We start from the raw sequence: 15530 nt of genomic DNA, 5'->3' as shown, positions 1-15530 counted from the left end.
TACCAAGAGCCATGACGACCCCGCCCCGCACCTCCCGCAGCTTTGACGCCGTCATCGTCGGCGGCGGCCACAACGGTCTGGTCGCGGCCGCCTACCTGGCCCGGGCCGGCCGGTCCGTGCTGGTCCTCGAACGGCTGGACCACACCGGGGGAGCGGCCGTGTCCACGCGGCCGTTCGCCGGGGTCGACGCACGGCTGTCGCGCTACTCGTACCTGGTCAGCCTGCTGCCCAGGAAGATCGTGCGGGATCTCGGCCTGGACTTCCGGGTGCGCGCGCGCACCGTCTCCTCGTACACGCCCGTCGAGCGCGCCGGGCGGCCCACCGGGCTCCTGGTCGGCGGGGGCGAGCGCCGCACCCGCGAGTCCTTCGCCCGGCTCACCGGCTCGGATCGCGAGTACGCCGCCTGGCAGCGCTTCTACGCCATGACCGGCCATGTGGCCCAGCGGGTCTTCCCCACCCTCACCGAACCGCTGCCCACCCGGGACGAACTGCGCCGCCGGGTCGACGACGAGACGGCCTGGCGGGCCCTGTTCGAGGAACCGGTCGGCATCACCATCGAGGAGCACTTCGCCGACGACCTGGTACGGGGCGTGGCTCTCACCGACGCGCTGATCGGCACCTTCGCCGACGCCCACGACCCCTCGCTGGCGCAGAACCGCTGCTTCCTCTACCACGTGATCGGCGGCGGCACCGGCGCCTGGGACGTGCCGGTCGGAGGCATGGGCGCCCTCACCGACGCGCTGGCCGACGCGGCGCGTGCCGCAGGTGCCGTGCTCGCCACCGGTCACGAGGCGGTGCGGATCGACGCGGACGGGCGAACGGCGGAGGTCACCTACCGCTCGGCCGCCGGCGAGGGCGTCGCCGCCGCGCGCCACGTCCTGGTCAACGCCTCACCGCGGGACCTGGCGGCGCTCACGGGCCAGGCGCCGCCGCCGCCCGCCGAGGGTGCCCAGCTCAAGGTGAACATGCTGCTGACCCGGCTCCCGCGGCTGCGCGACCCGGAGGCCGACCCGCGCGAGGCCTTCGCCGGAACCTTCCACATCGCCGAGGGCTACGGCCAACTGGCCGCCGCGCACGCCCGGGCGGCCGCCGGCGACCTGCCCGAGGCGCCGCCGTCCGAGATCTACTGCCACTCGCTGACCGACCCGACCGTCCTCGCCCCCGACCTGGCAGCCAGAGGCATGCACACCCTCACCCTGTTCGGCCTGCACACGCCGGCCCGCCTCTTCGCCCGGGACAACGACGCCGTACGCGAGGAGCTGCTGAAGTCGACCCTCGCCCAGCTCGACGCCCATCTCGCCGAGCCCCTCGCGGACTGCCTGGCGACCGACGCCGAGGGGCGGCCCTGCATCGAGGCCAGGTCGCCGCTCGACCTGGAGCGCGATCTGCGCCTGCCCGGCGGGAACATCTTCCACCGCGAGCTGTCCTGGCCCCACGCCCAGGAGGGCACCGGCCACTGGGGAGTGGAGACCGGGCAGGCCAACGTCCTGCTGTGCGGTGCGGGAGCCGTGCGCGGGGGAGGGGTGAGCGGGGTGCCGGGGCACAACGCGGCGATGGCCGTGCTGGACGGGGCCCGCGGCTGACGGGTGTGTGCGCATGCCCGGGACGGGGCTGGGTACCGCGACATAACGGAAATTCCGTACCCAACACCCGCACGACAAGGAGCCCGTCATGGCGGACCTCAGCCCCATCGACCTGCAGAAGGCCCTCAACGGCATGGACTACCCGGCGGACAAGAAGTCGCTCGTCGACCGCGCCCGCAAGAACAAGGCCGACGACAAGGTCGTGAGCCGTCTCGACGGACTGAAGGAGAACAGCTTCGACGGTCCGAACGAGGTCCAGAAGGCCGTCTTCAACGGCTAGCGCACCCGTGGCCCGGTCGCGCGCCGGTTCCTAGTCGGCCGACGGCGACCATCCCACCGCCTCCACGCGTGCCGCGTCCGCCGGGCGCGCGTCGTGGAACAGGACGTCACCGCCCGCTTCCGCGCGCAGTCCGTCGACGTACGCCCCGCGGCCCACGTACAGCCGGTCGGTGGTGTACCGCCAGCGCAGGGTGAGTCCCCGCGCGGCCGGGAGGCCGGCGCTCAGCGCGTGCCAGACGCGCCCCGACCAGCCGGTGGCCGAGCCCGCCGGATGCTCCTGGGGTGCCGCGCCGCGCCGGGTCGTGGTGAACGGCACGGGCTGCCACGACGTGCCGCCGTCGGTCGTGGACTCCAGCACCAGGGTGTCCGACCCGGGCTCGGTGTCCCACCACAGCGAGCAGCGCAGCCGTGCCCGCCCGGCCGAGGTGTCCAGCGCGGGCAGGGTGAGCGTGGCCGTCGTGGCACTCGCCGTCCCCGAGAACCATGCGGTGCGTCCGTGTGCGGGCCGCACGGGTACCGCTCGCGCCAGATTGGTGGCCGCCGCCACCCGCGGAGCCGACCCGGAACGCCAGCCGCGCACCGGGTGGACGGAGTTGCCGAGGACGACGAGGAACGAGTCGGTCGTCGGGTCCAGCACCAGCGAGGTGCCCGTGAACCCGGTGTGCCCGGCCGTGCGCGGCGTCGCCATCGCCCCCATGTACCAGTGCTGGTACAGCTCGAAGCCGAGCCCGTGCTCGTCGCCCGGGAAGCCGGTGTTGAAGTCGGTGAACATCAGCTCCACCGACTCCGGCCGCAGGATGCGGGCCCGGGCGTAGGAACCGCCGTTGAGCAGCGTACGGCCGAGGACCGCGAGGTCCCACGCCGAGGAGAACACCCCCGCGTGCCCGGCCACTCCGCCCAGACCGAAGGCGTTCTCGTCGTGCACCTCGCCCCACACCAGACCGCGGTCCAGACCGGACCAGGGCTTGCGGGCGTCCTCCGTGGCCGCGATCCGAGGCCGCCAGGAAGCGGGCGGGTTGTAGCGGGTGCGGGTGAGACCGAGCGGCTCCGTGATCTCGTCCCGCAGCAGCGCGTCCAGGGCGCGGCCCGTGATCCGCTCCAGCACCAGCTGGAGCGAGATCATGTTCAGGTCCGAGTACAGGTACGCCGTACCGGGGGCGTTCACCGGAGCCTCGTCGTAGACGAGTTGGATCTTCTCCTCGTACGTGGGTGCGGCGTACAGCGGGATCCAGGCCCGGAAACCCGAGGTGTGCGTGAGCAGGTGACGGACCGTCATGTCCTGCTTGCCCGCGCGCGCGAAGTCCGGCAGGTACGAGGCGACCGCAGCCTCCAGCTCCAGCGCGCCCCGCTCCAGCTGCTGCACGGCGAGGATCGAGGTGAAAAGTTTGGAGATCGACGCGAGGTCGAACACCGTGTCCTTCGCCATCGGAATCTGCTGCCCCGCCGGGAACTCGACACCGGTGTCGGTGACCTCGTCGTAGGCCCGGTAGCGCACCGCCATGCCGATCGGTTCGTGCAGCGCCACCGTGCCGCCCCGGCCGGCCAGCAGCACGGCGCCCGCGTACCACGGGTGCACGGGGGACGGGCCGAGGAACGACTCGGCGTCGGTGACGAGCTGGCGCAGATGGCCCGGGAGCAGGCCGGCCCGTTCGGCGGAGCCGTGCCGCAGGGTGGGGCGGCGGCCCCGGTCGGAGACGGCCGCGGCCGGCCCGGCCGCGAACGGGGCGATGGCCAGCGCACCCCCCAGGGCCAGGGCGCCGGCGCCCAGTTGACGCCGTGTGCATCCGTTGCTCGCCTGACCGGCCATCGAAGAGTCTCCCGCCGTCGAAGCTGAAAGTATCTTTCCCGGATCGCCGTGCGGAGTGAAACTTTCCTGTCAGTGACGGGTCGTGTCAATGGGGCGTACGGAGCGGCTGCGAGGAGCCGGCCGGCCCCGCGCACCGCTTGACCCGTCCCCGCGACCGGCCGAGGATCAGGTCATGACGCCCGGACACGGCAGCACGGTCGACGGGGTGCTGCGGCGCAGCGCCCGACGCACCCCGGCGCGCGTCGCGGTGGAGTACCGCGACCGCTCCTGGACGTACGAGGAGCTGGACACCGCGGTCTCCCGCGCGGCGAGCGTCCTGCTGGGCGAGGGACTGGCCCCCGGCGACCGGGTCGGCGCCTACGGCCACAACTCCGACGCCTACCTGATCGCGTTCCTGGCCTGCGCCCGCGCGGGCCTGGTGCACGTCCCGGTCAACCAGAACCTCACCGGCGACGACCTCGCCTACATCGTCGGCCAGTCCGGCAGCACCCTGGTCCTCGCCGACCCCGGCCTCGCCGCCCGGCTCCCCGGCGGGACCCGCACCCTGCCGCTGCGCGACGCCGACGACTCGCTCCTGGCCCGCCTCGCGTCGGCGCCCGCCTACGACGGCCGCGAACCGGGCGCCGAGGACCTGGTGCAGCTGCTCTACACCTCCGGCACCACCGCGCTGCCCAAGGGCGCGATGATGACCCACCGTGCGCTGGTACACGAGTACCTGAGCGCCATCACCGCCCTGGACCTCGGCGCCGGAGACCGCCCCGTGCACGCACTCCCGCTCTACCACTCGGCGCAGACACACGTCTTCCTGCTGCCCTACCTCGCGGTCGGCGCGACCAGCATCGTCCTGGACGCGCCCGACGGCGACCGGATCTTCGACCTGATCGAAGCGGGCCGCGTGGACAGCCTCTTCGCACCGCCGACCGTGTGGATCGGCCTGGCGAACCGCGCCGACTTCGCCACCCGCGACCTCGACGGCCTGCGCAAGGCCTACTACGGCGCGTCGATCATGCCGGTGCCCGTCCTGGAGCGGCTGCGCGCCCGCCTGCCGCACCTCGCCTTCTACAACTGCTTCGGCCAGAGCGAGATCGGCCCCCTCGCCACCGTCCTCGGCCCGGACGAGCACGAGGGCCGCATGGACTCCTGCGGCCGCCCCGTCCTGTTCGTCGACGCGCGCGTGGTCGACGAGGACGGCAAGGACGTGCCCGACGGCACACCCGGCGAAGTCGTCTACCGCTCTCCGCAGTTGTGCGAGGGCTACTGGGACAGGCCCGAGGAGACCGCGGCCGCCTTCCGCGACGGCTGGTTCCACTCCGGCGACCTCGCCGTACGCGACGCGGACGGCTACTACACGATCGTCGACCGGGTGAAGGACGTCATCAACTCCGGCGGGGTCCTGGTGGCCTCCCGCCAGGTCGAGGACGCCCTCTACACGCACGACGCCGTCGCCGAGGCGGCCGTGATCGGCCTGCCCGACGAGCGGTGGATCGAGGCCGTCACCGCCGTCGTCGTCCCGCGCGGCGAGGTCACCGAGGACGAACTGATCGCGCACGCCCGTCAGAAACTCACCGCCTTCAAGGCACCCAAGCGGGTGCGGTTCGTGGACGCCCTGCCGCGCAACGCCGGCGGGAAGATCCTCAAGAGGGAACTGCGGGACCGCTTCGCCGGTTCCTGACACCGCGACCTGGTTGCGCGACGAAGCGGCCGCCCGTGAGGATCGGCGCCATGAAGACCTTCACCGCCCACGACGGGACCCGCCTCGCCTTCCACGTGCGGGGCGAGGGCGACCCGCTGGTCGTCCTGCCGGGCGGACCCATGCGCGCCTCCGCCTACCTCGGCGACCTCGGCGGCCTCGCCGAACACCGCCGGCTGATCCTCCTCGACCTGCGCGGCACCGGCGACTCCGCCGTTCCGGAAGACCCGTCGACGTACCGCTGCGACCGGCTCGTGGACGACGTGGAGGCACTGCGCGAGCACCTCGGCCTCGAACGCATGGAGCTGCTCGCGCACTCTGCCGGGGGCAGCCTCGCCATGCTGTACGCCGCCCGCCACCCGGCACGGGTGTCCCGCCTCGCCCTGGTCGCCACCAGCCCCCGGGCCCTGGGCATGCCGCCGACGGCCGATGACCGGCTCCGGGCGGCGCTCCTGCGCGCGGACGAGCCCTGGTTCGAGGAGGCCATCGGGCCCTTCCGGGCCTGGCTCGCCGGGACCGGCGACTTCGATCCCGTGTTCGCCCCCTTCTTCTTCGGCCGCTGGGACGACGCGGCTCGCCAACATGACGCGCTCGCCGACGAGGAGAGCAACGACGAGGCGGGAGACGTCTACCTCTCCCCGGACGCCTTCGACCCGCCCGCCACCCGCGCAGCCCTCGCCCGCTGCCCCGCCAGGGTCCTGGTTCTCGCCGGTGAGCGCGACGGCGGCCCCGCCCCGGATCTCGCCCGCCGCCTGGCCGACGTGTTTCCGCACGCCGAGTTCGCCGTCCAGCCCGGCGCCGGGCACTATCCGTGGCTGGACGACCCGCGGTGGTTCGCCCACCGGGTCGCCGACTTCCTCGGACAGGACTGATCTCCTTCGGTTCTCTTCCGAAGGGACCCCTCACACGGCCTGTCGGCGGTACGACGCGATCGCTAGGCTGGCCGCGGACGACGAAACCGGGAGGAGCACGGACGTGGCCGAGAGCACCACCCACCAGCGCCCGCTCATGGGCTGGGACAAGCCCGAGCTGGATCTCAGCAACGCGCAGTGGCAGTCCAGCAGCCGGGGCCTGGGCGATGTCCAGATCGCCTTTGTCGAGGGGTTCATCGCCATGCGGAACAGCGGCAGCCCGCAGAGCCCCTCTCTGATCTTCACCCCGGCGGAATGGGGCGCGTTCGTGTCGGGAGCGCGGGAAGGGGAGTTCGACCTCACGTAGAGCGCGGGGGTGCGCCGACCGGCCGAACCCGGGTGTTCGGTCCGCCGCCGGGGGGAAGTCCGTACTCCGGAGGTGAGGACCCATGAGCACCCTGCCGGTCATCGCGGCGGTCGACGGTTCCGACGACGGCCTGCGCGCTCTGGACTGGGCGCTCGACGCCGCCCACCGGCGCGAGGCACCCCTGCGGGTGGTGCACGTCCGCCAGTACGCCGCCTGGGCCCAGACCGACGTCCTGGTCGCGGGTCCGCCGGACACTGCCGAGGACCCGGCGCTCGACCAGGCACGCGCGCACCTTCAGGGGCGGGCCTTCGCCGTGCCGACGGAGTACGTGGGCATGGAGGGCGTACCGGGCGCCCTGCTGCCGGAACTGGGCGCCGACGCACAGCTGCTGGTCCTCGGCTCCCGCGGCCGGGGCGGCTTCACCGGCCTGCTGCTCGGCTCCAACGGCATGGCCGCCGCCCGCGACGCCGAGTGCCCCGTCGTCGTGGTGCCCCGCCCCGGACGCGAGGTCCACGGCGAGGCGCCCGCCGAACCCGGCCCGCGGGTGGTGGTGGGCCTGCACGTGGACAGTCCCGACGACGCCACCCTGTCCTTCGCCTTCACCGAGGCCGAGCTGCGCGGCGCCCGCCTCCAGGTGGTCGCCGCCTACCCGTGGCCGGTGCAGACCTGGGCCGCCGCGGGGCAGATGATGCCGCTGGTGATCGACGAGGTCTCCGTCGAGAGCGAGACCCGCGTCCTGGCCGACGGCCTGCTCGCCCCCTACCGCGGACGCCACCCCGACGTCCGGGCCGACACCCACGTCGTGCCCGGTGACGCCGCCGGGAACCTGGTCGCTTCCTCCAGGGACGCCGACCTGGTCGTGGTCGGCCGACACCGGCGGCGCCTGCTGGCCCCCGCCCGCATGATGGGCTCGGTCACCCACGCCGTGCTGCTGCACGCGGCGGCCCCGATCGCGGTGGTGCCACCGGCTCCCCCGCAGGAGTGACACCCGCCCCACCCCGGCGTGCCTATCATCGGCCGCATGCAGGACTCGCCCAGCAGGCACACCCGGATCGCGCTCGACCTGGCGCTGACCGTCAGGCACGACGGCCACGGCGGGATCGCCGACGAGCTGGCCGACCCCGCCGGACTCACCGCCTGGGTCGGGGCGCACCCCGGCGTCGTGCCGGGCGCCGGGGCCTTCGCGGCCGACGCGTCCACCCTGGCCGCCGTACGCGAGGTGCGGGCCGCCGCCCGTGCCCTCTTCGCCCGCGCCGTGCGCCCCGGCGAGCCGAGCCCCGCCGACGCCGCCCGGCTGCTGCCCGTGCCCCAGGCACTGCGGCGCCTGAACGAGGCCGCCGCCCGTACCCCCACGGTCCCCGTCCTGGCCTGGGCCGACGACGAGGAGCCCGTCGTGAGCGCCGCGCCCGCGCAGGGCACGCGGGCCGACCTCGCCGCCGCCCTCGCGCAGGCCGTGATCGGCTTCCTCGCCGGGCCCGACCGGCAGCGGCTGCGCGCCTGCCACGCCCCGCGCTGCGTGCGCTACTTCCTCAAGGAGCACCCGCGTCAGGAGTGGTGCAAGCCCTCCTGCGGCAACCGGGCCCGGGTCGCCCGCCACCAGGACCGCCACCGGCGGACCGCGTAGCCCGGCCGGGTGGCCGCCCGCACGCCGCGCGGGGCCCTCGGCCACGTACCATTGCGGCATGTCGTTCCTCCGCCGCCGCAGCGCCACGCCCGCCGGGCCCGACTTCGACGTACTGGCCATGGACCCGGGCGACTGGCCCGGCAACCTCGGCGCCGGTCTGCTGCCCGCGCCCGACGGCAGCTGCCAGGGCGTCTTCCTGCGCTACGACCTGTTCGGCGGCCGCGGCCCCGCGATGATCATCGGCAACCTCCCGGACGGCTCCCCGGCCCGCGAGGTCCCCGAGGGCGAGATCCCCTTCGAGGTGGCCCAGCTGCTGCTCGCACTGGAGAACGACGAGGAGATCACGGTCGTCGGCGCCGAGGACGTCCCCGTGATGCAGGGCGACAACCTGCTCATCGTGCGCCGCCTCAAGCTCTCCGAGAGCCGGATCTCCTGCGTGCAGTTCGACCGCAGCGACGGCGTCCTGGTGACCATCGCCGCCTGGGACCGCCCCATCACCGACGACTTGTACGCCCTGCTGAAGCCTCTCCCGGCGGAGCTTTTCCAGCAGGGCTGAGACCCGCCCCCCGGACCGGTCCTACCGCGCGGCGGAGACCGTCACGTCGGCGGCGCGCACGTACGCGACCCGGTGGCCGTACTGGATCTCGTAGTACTGGTCCTTGCCGGTCACCACCCGGTGGGAGGCCTCGTCGAAGGTGACCGCGTAGTAGTACTCGCCGGGCACCTTCTCACCGACCACGTACTTCTGCCCCGCCGGCAGGGTGTACGGCAGCGGGGACACCGCCTGGGCGGGCACGTCCGCCGGGTAGGCGGCCTTCTCCGGGTAGGCGCGCCCGTACACCGGGATGCTCTCCAGGCCCTTTCTCGCAGTGATCACCCGGCCGGACGCGGGCACCGCCGCCGGGCTTGCGGCCGGGTTGCGGAACCACGCCTTCTGCCCCAGGTACCAGATGGCCGTCCAGTCGCCCCAGCGGTCGGCCACCGCGTACTGCTGGCCCGTGGAGACCCGGGAGGACAGGTCGTTCACCCCGGTCGTGGGGGTGGTGCCGAGGCCGACGTCCTTGATCAGCGGGGCGTTCACGTCGTGGTCGGAGTACAGCCGCACCTCGCTGGAGCCGTGCGCCGCGCAGGGCTCGCCCGCCGTTTCGCAGCCGGTGTACGCGGGACGGTTGGCGTCGTAGTCGGGGCGGATCGTCACCAGCGGGGACTTCTTGCCCGCGGTCGGCTCGAAGGGGCGGCCAAGCAGCTGGAAGTAGTGCCGCCAGTCCCAGTACGGGCCCGGGTCCGTGTGCATGCCCGGGATCGTCGCCGTGGTGGTGCCGGGGACGTTGTCGTGGCCGAGGACGTGCTGCCGGTCCAGCGGGATGTCGTACTTGTTCGCCAGGTACTTCACCAGTCGCGCCGACGACCGGTACATCGCCTCCGTGTACCAGGCGTCCGGCTCGGCCAGGAAGCCCTCGTGCTCCAGGCCGATCGACCCCGCGTTGACGTACCAGTTGCCCGCGTGCCAGGCCACGTCCTTGGCCTTCACATGCTGGGCGATGTGGCCGTCGGTGGAGCGCAACGTGTAGTTCCAGGACACATAGGTGGGGTCCTGGACCATGTTGAGGACCCCGTTCCAGGTGCCCTCCGTGTCGTGCACGACGATGTAGCGGATGCGCTGGGAGGCCGGCCGGCTGCCCAGGTCGTGGTTGCCGTAGTCGCCGTCCCCGAACTCCTCGTACGGCGCGGGGACCCACTCGCAGGACACCGACGCCGGGCACTCCGTACCGGCGGCGGACGCGGCACGCAGACCCGCGTCGTCCAGCTGCGAGACATCCGGTGCCACCTCGGGACGGGCGGCGAGGGAGACCCGCTGACCGGCGTCCGTGGTGCGCCGCTCACCCCTGCGGATGACCTCGTACACGTCGTCCGCGTAGGCCGCCGCCGTCGCGGAGTCCTCCGCTCCCGAGAAACGGGCCACCGCCGCGTACCAGTCCGCCGGGTCGGCGCTGAGCGGCTCACCCAGCTCCCGCTGCGCGGCGGCCAGCAGCGCGGCACCGCCCGCCACGTTCGACGCCGGGTCCGTGCGCAGCGCCTCGGGGCTCAGCCCGGTCAGCTCGGCGGCCCTCGGCAGGGTGGTCAGCCGGGCCGGCAGGTCGGTGGGGTCCGTGGTGGCACCGCCCGTCGGGTGCAGCGCGGCGCGCGCGTCGTCGCCGCGCGGGTCCTCGGCGCCCTCGCCGTGGTGCGGCGCCCCGGCCAGGGCCGCGCGGGCGTCGGTGAGGTGCAGCGGGCCGTAGCCGCCGGTCACGCTCGGCGCGCCGCCGTGCGCGTCCCAGCGGGACTGGAGGTAGGAGACGCCGAGCAGGACGCTGGGCGGCACGTGGTACTCGGCCGCCGCGGTCGCGAACGCCCGCTGGAGGCGGTCCGGGGCGGGCGGCGCGTCCTCGGGCACGGCGGCGGACGGCGCCGCGCCGAGCAGCGGCAGCAGCAGTGCCGCGGTGGCCAGGGCGGGCACGACGGGGGATCCTCGCAAAGCGGCCTCCTGTGACGGTCGGGCGTGAGGGGACGTGACGGGCGTACGGGGCCGGGCTGGGTCAGTCGTACCCGGCGGTCCGACGATCCGTCAATCATGCCGCCGTGGCGGCGATTTCCCACGTCAGCAAGGGGTTCGGCGAGTTTCGTGGCGGCGGCCCACGGGCCTGCGCGGCGTCAGTGGCGTACACCAATGGCCCTGCGCGCACCCGGATGGCGCAGACACGAAAACCGCGGTGCGCCCCACTCGGGGGCGCACCGCGGACTGTCCTCTTCCTCTTGTCTCCCTGCCGTCGGCTTGTCTCCCTGCCGTCGGCCAGTGACCGTCAGCGGGTGCCGACCGCCGCCCGCACGGCCCGCCGGGCCATCTGGCAGTCGTCGTGCAGCCGGCGCAGCAGCAGCCGCTGTTCCTCGCCGGTCGGCGCGGCACCGGGATGGGCCGGCGCCGACGGTCCCGCGACCGTGTCGTGCATCGAACGCTGCACGGCCGTCTCGTAGGTACGGATCTCCCTGGTCAGTACGAGCATCAGGTTCACCAGGAAGGCGTCGCGCGCCGCCGTGCCCGTCGACTGGGCGATCTGGCTGATCTGACGGCGGGCCTCCGGGGCGTCGCCGAGGACCGCCCACAGCGTCGCCAGGTCGTAGCCCGGCAGGTACCAGCCCGCGTGCTCCCAGTCCACCAGCACCGGACCGGCCGGGGACATGAGGACGTTGGACAGCAGCGCGTCACCGTGACAGAACTGGCCCATGCCCTGGCGGCCGCCCGCATGCGCGATGCCGTGCAGCAGCTTCTGCAGGTCACCCAGGTCCCGGTCGGTGAGCAGCCCCAGCTCGTGGTAGCGGGAGATCCGGGCCGCGTAGTCCAGCGGGGCGTCGAACGTGCCGGCCGGCGGCCGCCACGCGTTGAGCCGGCACACCGCCCCGATGGCCGCTCTGATGTCCGCCCGCGGCGGGGCCTCCAGGGGGTGCCGCTGCAACGCCGCCACCCGCCCGGGCATCCGCTCGATGACCAGCGTGCCGTTGTCCGGATCCGCCGCGATCAGTCTCGGCACCCGCACCGGGGGGCGCTGCCGGACGAACGAGCGGTATGCCCCTATCTCGTGGCGGCTGCGTTCCGCCCACGCGGGGGAGTGGTCCACTAAACACTTGGCCACCGCCGTGCTGCGCCCGGTCGTGCCGACCAGGAGCACGGACCGCCCGCTGCGCCGCAGCACCTGCACGGGGGAGAACTCCGGGCAGATCCGGTGCACCGCGGCGATAGCCGTGCGCAGTTGGGCCCCTTGTGGGCCCGACAGGTCGATTCTTCCGCTGAGGGGCTGGGTGCCGGGCCCCGCGCCGAGCCGCGCCCTGCCGGCCCCGAGCACCGGGGCCGCCGGACGCGCGGGGGCGAGATAGGGGCCGCCACCCGCCGTCGGGCGGGGGTGCAGCGAGCGCTGCGGGGCGGACACGGAGGACGATGCTGCGTACATGGGCGAGACAGATCCCTTCGTGTGCCTGCTGTGCCTGCCTGAAGAGGTACCGCCCTGGTCCAGCCCGTTCGCTGCCGGAGGGTACGTCTTCCGAAAGCCGTCGCGCCGCCCGACCGGCCGCCCGGGGCCACCCTGGGGAGTACCCCCACGGCGACCGGGTCGGGGTGGCGCATTCCTACCTGACACCCGGCCGCCCGTGGCACACCATCTGGCGCACCCTGGCGAACGGTGGCGAATAGTCGCCCGGCAACCCGCACGGGGCTACTGTCAACTCAGCCGAGAACCTGGGGGCTTGACGTGAGCGGAGAACCCAACACCCGTCTTTCGGACCTGTTCGGCCTGGCCGGCTGGTCCAAGGGCGAACTCGCGAGGCTGGTCAACCGGCAGGCGGCGGCCATGGGCCACCCCCAGCTGGCGACCGACACCTCGCGGGTGCGGCGGTGGATCGACATGGGAGAGATCCCGCGCGATCCGGTGCCGCGGGTGCTGGCGGCCCTGTTCACCGAGCGTCTCGGCCGTGTCGTGACCATCGAGGACCTCGGTCTGGTCCGGCACGGGCGTGCGGGGAAACGGCCACACGACGGGAGCGAAGAGCATCCCGACGGCGTGCCGTGGGCGCCCGAGCGGACCGCGGCGGTCCTCACCGAATTCACGGGAATGGACCTCATGCTCAACCGACGCGGCTTGGTGGGCGCGGGCGCCGCGCTCGCCGCGGGCTCCGCACTCAGCAGCGCCATGCACGACTGGCTGCACACCGACCCGGCCCTGGCGGCCGACGCCCCCGATCCCCACCAACCCCTGCACGCCGACCCCGCCGGGTTCGACCGTTACGAGGCCGCCCCCATCGGGTCGCAGGAAGTGGAGGAACTGGAGCGCTCGGTCGAGGTGTTCCGCGCCTGGGACGCCGCCCGTGGCGGCGGGCTCCAGCGCAAGGCCGTGGTGGGCCAGCTCAACGAGGTGGGCGGCATGCTCGCCTACCACCACCCACCCCATCTCCAGCGGCGTCTGTGGGGCGTCGCCGCCAACCTCGCGGTCCTCGCGGGCTGGATGTCGCACGACGTCGGCCTGGAACCCACGGCCCAGAAGTACTTCGTCATCGCCGCGCACGCCGCGCGCGAGGGCGGCGACCGGCCCCGGGCGGGCGAGGCGCTCTCCAGGGCAGCCCGCCAGATGGTGCACCTGGGCAAGCCCGACGAGGCCCTGGACCTCATGAAGCTCGCCCAGTCGGGCTCCGGCGAGCGGGTGCTGCCGCGCACCAAGGCCATGCTCTACACCATCGAGGCCTGGGCTCAGGCATCCATGGGCAAGGGCCAGGCGATGCGCCGCACCCTGGGACGGGCCGAGGACCTCTTCGTCTCCGACAAGGCGGACGTGCCGCCCCCGGACTGGATGCAGACGTTCAAGGAGGAGGACCTGTACGGCATGCAGGCCCTGGCCTACCGGACGCTCGCCGAGTTCGAACCGGGAGCCGCCGCGCACGCCCAGCACTACGCGGACAAGGCCCTGGCCCTGAGGATCGACGGCCGGCAGCGGTCGAAGATCTTCGACTACCTGTCGATGGCCTCCGCCTGCTTCATCGCCGACGACCCCGAACAGGCGGACCGGTACGCGCGCCTGGCCCTGGTGTCGATGGGGTCCAACTCCTCCCAGCGGACCTGGGACCGCCTGCGCCAGATGTACCGGCTCACCGCCGAGTACGCCGGTTACCCGAAGATCCAGGAGCTGCGGGAGGAAATCAAGCTGGCCCTGCCCAAGGCCAGGTCACCCAAGGGGAAGGGGTCGGGCGGCAGCGTCGCGCCGGCGTAGGCGGCGACTTGCTCGGTGCGGGATTCCGGCCGATCTCACGACGTCACCCGGGCCATCAGCACACAGGCGTCCTGACGACCCGGAACCTCGACCAGTTCCCGTGCCACGAGCCGTACGGCGTCCTGTGCGGAGTCCGCTCCGGTCAGCCGGGGGGCCAGTGAGAGGAGGTGCTCCACGGCCGCCGGTTCGCGTGCCCCGGTGTGCAGGAGCAGCAGGTCGCCCGCTTCAAGAGTCGCCTCGGCCTGCCCGGACGGTCCGTCCTGTCCGGTCAGCGCGCGCCCCGTTCCGCCGCGGAAGAGCAGCGGGGCGGGGCCTGCGTCGTGGGCCCATGTCAGGGTGCGACGGTCCGGCCGGAAGCCGCAGTACACGGCGCCGTGCACCGGCGGCAGCGCGGTGTCCCGGAGCAGTTGGGCGAGCCGGTCCGGCAGGCTCGTCGGCCGGGTGCCGGCAAGGGCCAGGCCGCGCAGGGCGCCGATGAGCACCGTCGGACCGTGCGCCTCGGTCTCCGGGCGGCCGAAGTCGCCGACGGTGAGCAGGGTTTCGTCGCCGGCGCCGAGCGGACACGCGTCGTACCACGCCTCGCACCGGGACCGTCGGCCCGTCGCGGACGTCGGTGGGAGGTGCACGGCGGCCAGGTCGAGGCCGGGCCGTCCCGCCTCCGGGAACCGCAGCAGTCCGTGCCAGGGCGGCGGCGGAGGGTACCGGAGCCAGTCATGGGTCTCGCTCACCGCCCGCTGACTGCGGCGCAGTTCGCTGACGTCCCGCAGCACCGCCCACATCGAGGCGGTGCTGCCGTCGGCGTCGAGGACGGGTTCGCCCATCATGTGCACGGTGCGCACGGCTCCGTCGGGGCGCACCACGCGGAACTCGCCGTCGATGGGCCGGGCGTCGACGAGGCAGTCCGTGACCATCGCGGTCAGCTTCGGGCGGTCCTCGGTGAGTACCAGGGAGGGGAGTTCGTCGAGACTGAGCGGGACGGAGGCGGGGTCGCGGCCCAGGATGCGGAAGAGTTCCCCGGACCACTCGGCCTCGTCCGTGAGCAGGTTCCACTCCGCGCTGCCGACCCGGCTGAGCAGCGAACCGGCGCGGGGCGCGGGGGCGGGACCGTCCCGTAGTTGCGCCAAGTGGGTGTCGAGGTCGGTGAGTTGGTGCAGCGCCAGGTCGTACAGGGCGCGCTGCCAGCGTCCCCGCGGGTCCGTCGTGTCGTCCTGGCTGTCCCGTCGCACCGCGTCCACGTCGCCCCGCAGCCGCCGGGCCTGCGATATGAGCGCCTCGACCGAGCCGGGTCCCGGTGGCTGGGCGGCCGGGTGGTCCGCGAAGAGATGGGACGACATGACGCACTCCGATGTGCTGACGGTACGACCAAGGCGGAACCGAGGCTGACGGAAGGACCGTTACGACTGTTGCACAGCCCGCCATGCCCCGTAAGGGATTCGGCAACACACGATACGGTGGTGCTTCCGGCATATGCCACAGTCTTCCCGGGGTGACCCGGGTACGTCTTCGGTGTACCCGGGCGTCGAGGCAAGTCGTAGGCCCG

General features: G+C 73.5%; 13 protein-coding genes. 9 read left to right on the top strand and 4 right to left on the bottom strand.

Going from position 1 to position 15530, the window contains the following annotated elements; genetic code table 11:
- The first annotated feature begins 11 nt into the window (after positions 1-11).
- Positions 12-1583, top strand: coding sequence for a phytoene desaturase family protein (locus tag ACZ6IM_RS05295; protein ID WP_469554333.1), 1572 nt, complete (start codon positions 12-14; stop codon positions 1581-1583).
- A gap of 88 nt (positions 1584-1671) precedes the next feature.
- A complete protein-coding gene (locus tag ACZ6IM_RS05290; protein WP_052837259.1) occupies positions 1672-1863 on the top strand; it encodes a DUF2795 domain-containing protein in 192 nt (63 codons plus the stop codon).
- Positions 1864-1893: 30 nt separating this feature from the next.
- Here ACZ6IM_RS05290 and ACZ6IM_RS05285 read toward each other — a convergent pair whose 3' ends face one another.
- The gene (locus ACZ6IM_RS05285; RefSeq protein ID WP_469554332.1) at positions 1894-3669 is read right to left on the bottom strand and encodes a serine hydrolase domain-containing protein; all 1776 of its coding nucleotides are present in this window, start codon (positions 3667-3669) and stop codon (positions 1894-1896) included.
- A 172-nt stretch (positions 3670-3841) separates the two neighbouring features.
- On the opposite strand from ACZ6IM_RS05285, the gene ACZ6IM_RS05280 reads away from it, so the two are divergent.
- From ACZ6IM_RS05280 to ACZ6IM_RS05255, 6 genes are all read left to right on the top strand, one after another.
- Complete coding sequence (locus ACZ6IM_RS05280; RefSeq protein ID WP_469554330.1) at positions 3842-5341, top strand: acyl-CoA synthetase; 1500 nt, start codon at positions 3842-3844, stop codon at positions 5339-5341.
- 50 nt (positions 5342-5391) lie between these two features.
- Positions 5392-6231, top strand: coding sequence for an alpha/beta fold hydrolase (locus ACZ6IM_RS05275; RefSeq protein ID WP_469554329.1), 840 nt, complete (start codon positions 5392-5394; stop codon positions 6229-6231).
- A 103-nt stretch (positions 6232-6334) separates the two neighbouring features.
- On the top strand, positions 6335-6577 hold the full coding sequence (locus ACZ6IM_RS05270) for a DUF397 domain-containing protein (RefSeq protein WP_030182473.1): 243 nt from the start codon (positions 6335-6337) through the stop codon (positions 6575-6577).
- 82 nt (positions 6578-6659) lie between these two features.
- A complete protein-coding gene (locus ACZ6IM_RS05265) occupies positions 6660-7562 on the top strand; it encodes a universal stress protein (protein ID WP_052837262.1) in 903 nt (300 codons plus the stop codon).
- 36 nt (positions 7563-7598) lie between these two features.
- Positions 7599-8201: an ABATE domain-containing protein gene (locus ACZ6IM_RS05260; RefSeq protein WP_469554326.1), complete on the top strand. Its 603-nt coding sequence runs from the start codon at positions 7599-7601 to the stop codon at positions 8199-8201.
- Positions 8202-8259: 58 nt separating this feature from the next.
- Positions 8260-8757, top strand: a complete 498-nt coding sequence (locus ACZ6IM_RS05255; RefSeq protein ID WP_003971896.1) for a hypothetical protein — start codon at positions 8260-8262, stop codon at positions 8755-8757.
- Between the two features lie 21 nt (positions 8758-8778).
- Here ACZ6IM_RS05255 and ACZ6IM_RS05250 read toward each other — a convergent pair whose 3' ends face one another.
- The gene (locus ACZ6IM_RS05250) at positions 8779-10698 is read right to left on the bottom strand and encodes an N-acetylmuramoyl-L-alanine amidase (RefSeq protein WP_469554324.1); all 1920 of its coding nucleotides are present in this window, start codon (positions 10696-10698) and stop codon (positions 8779-8781) included.
- Positions 10699-11041: 343 nt separating this feature from the next.
- A complete protein-coding gene (locus tag ACZ6IM_RS05245; RefSeq protein ID WP_052837265.1) occupies positions 11042-12184 on the bottom strand; it encodes an aminoglycoside phosphotransferase family protein in 1143 nt (380 codons plus the stop codon).
- A 297-nt stretch (positions 12185-12481) separates the two neighbouring features.
- Between ACZ6IM_RS05245 and ACZ6IM_RS05240 the strand changes: the two genes are divergently transcribed.
- The gene (locus tag ACZ6IM_RS05240) at positions 12482-13990 is read left to right on the top strand and encodes a DNA-binding protein NsdB (protein WP_052837266.1); all 1509 of its coding nucleotides are present in this window, start codon (positions 12482-12484) and stop codon (positions 13988-13990) included.
- A 35-nt stretch (positions 13991-14025) separates the two neighbouring features.
- Here the strand turns inward: ACZ6IM_RS05240 and ACZ6IM_RS05235 are convergent, their stop codons facing one another.
- The gene (locus ACZ6IM_RS05235) at positions 14026-15324 is read right to left on the bottom strand and encodes a PAS domain-containing protein (RefSeq protein ID WP_052837267.1); all 1299 of its coding nucleotides are present in this window, start codon (positions 15322-15324) and stop codon (positions 14026-14028) included.
- Positions 15325-15530: the final 206 nt, after the last annotated feature.

The sequence above is a fragment of the Streptomyces sp. NPDC042336 genome (assembly GCF_055581985.1).
Note: the sequence above shows the minus strand (reverse complement) of the source record. Positions and strands in the feature narration are given on the sequence as shown.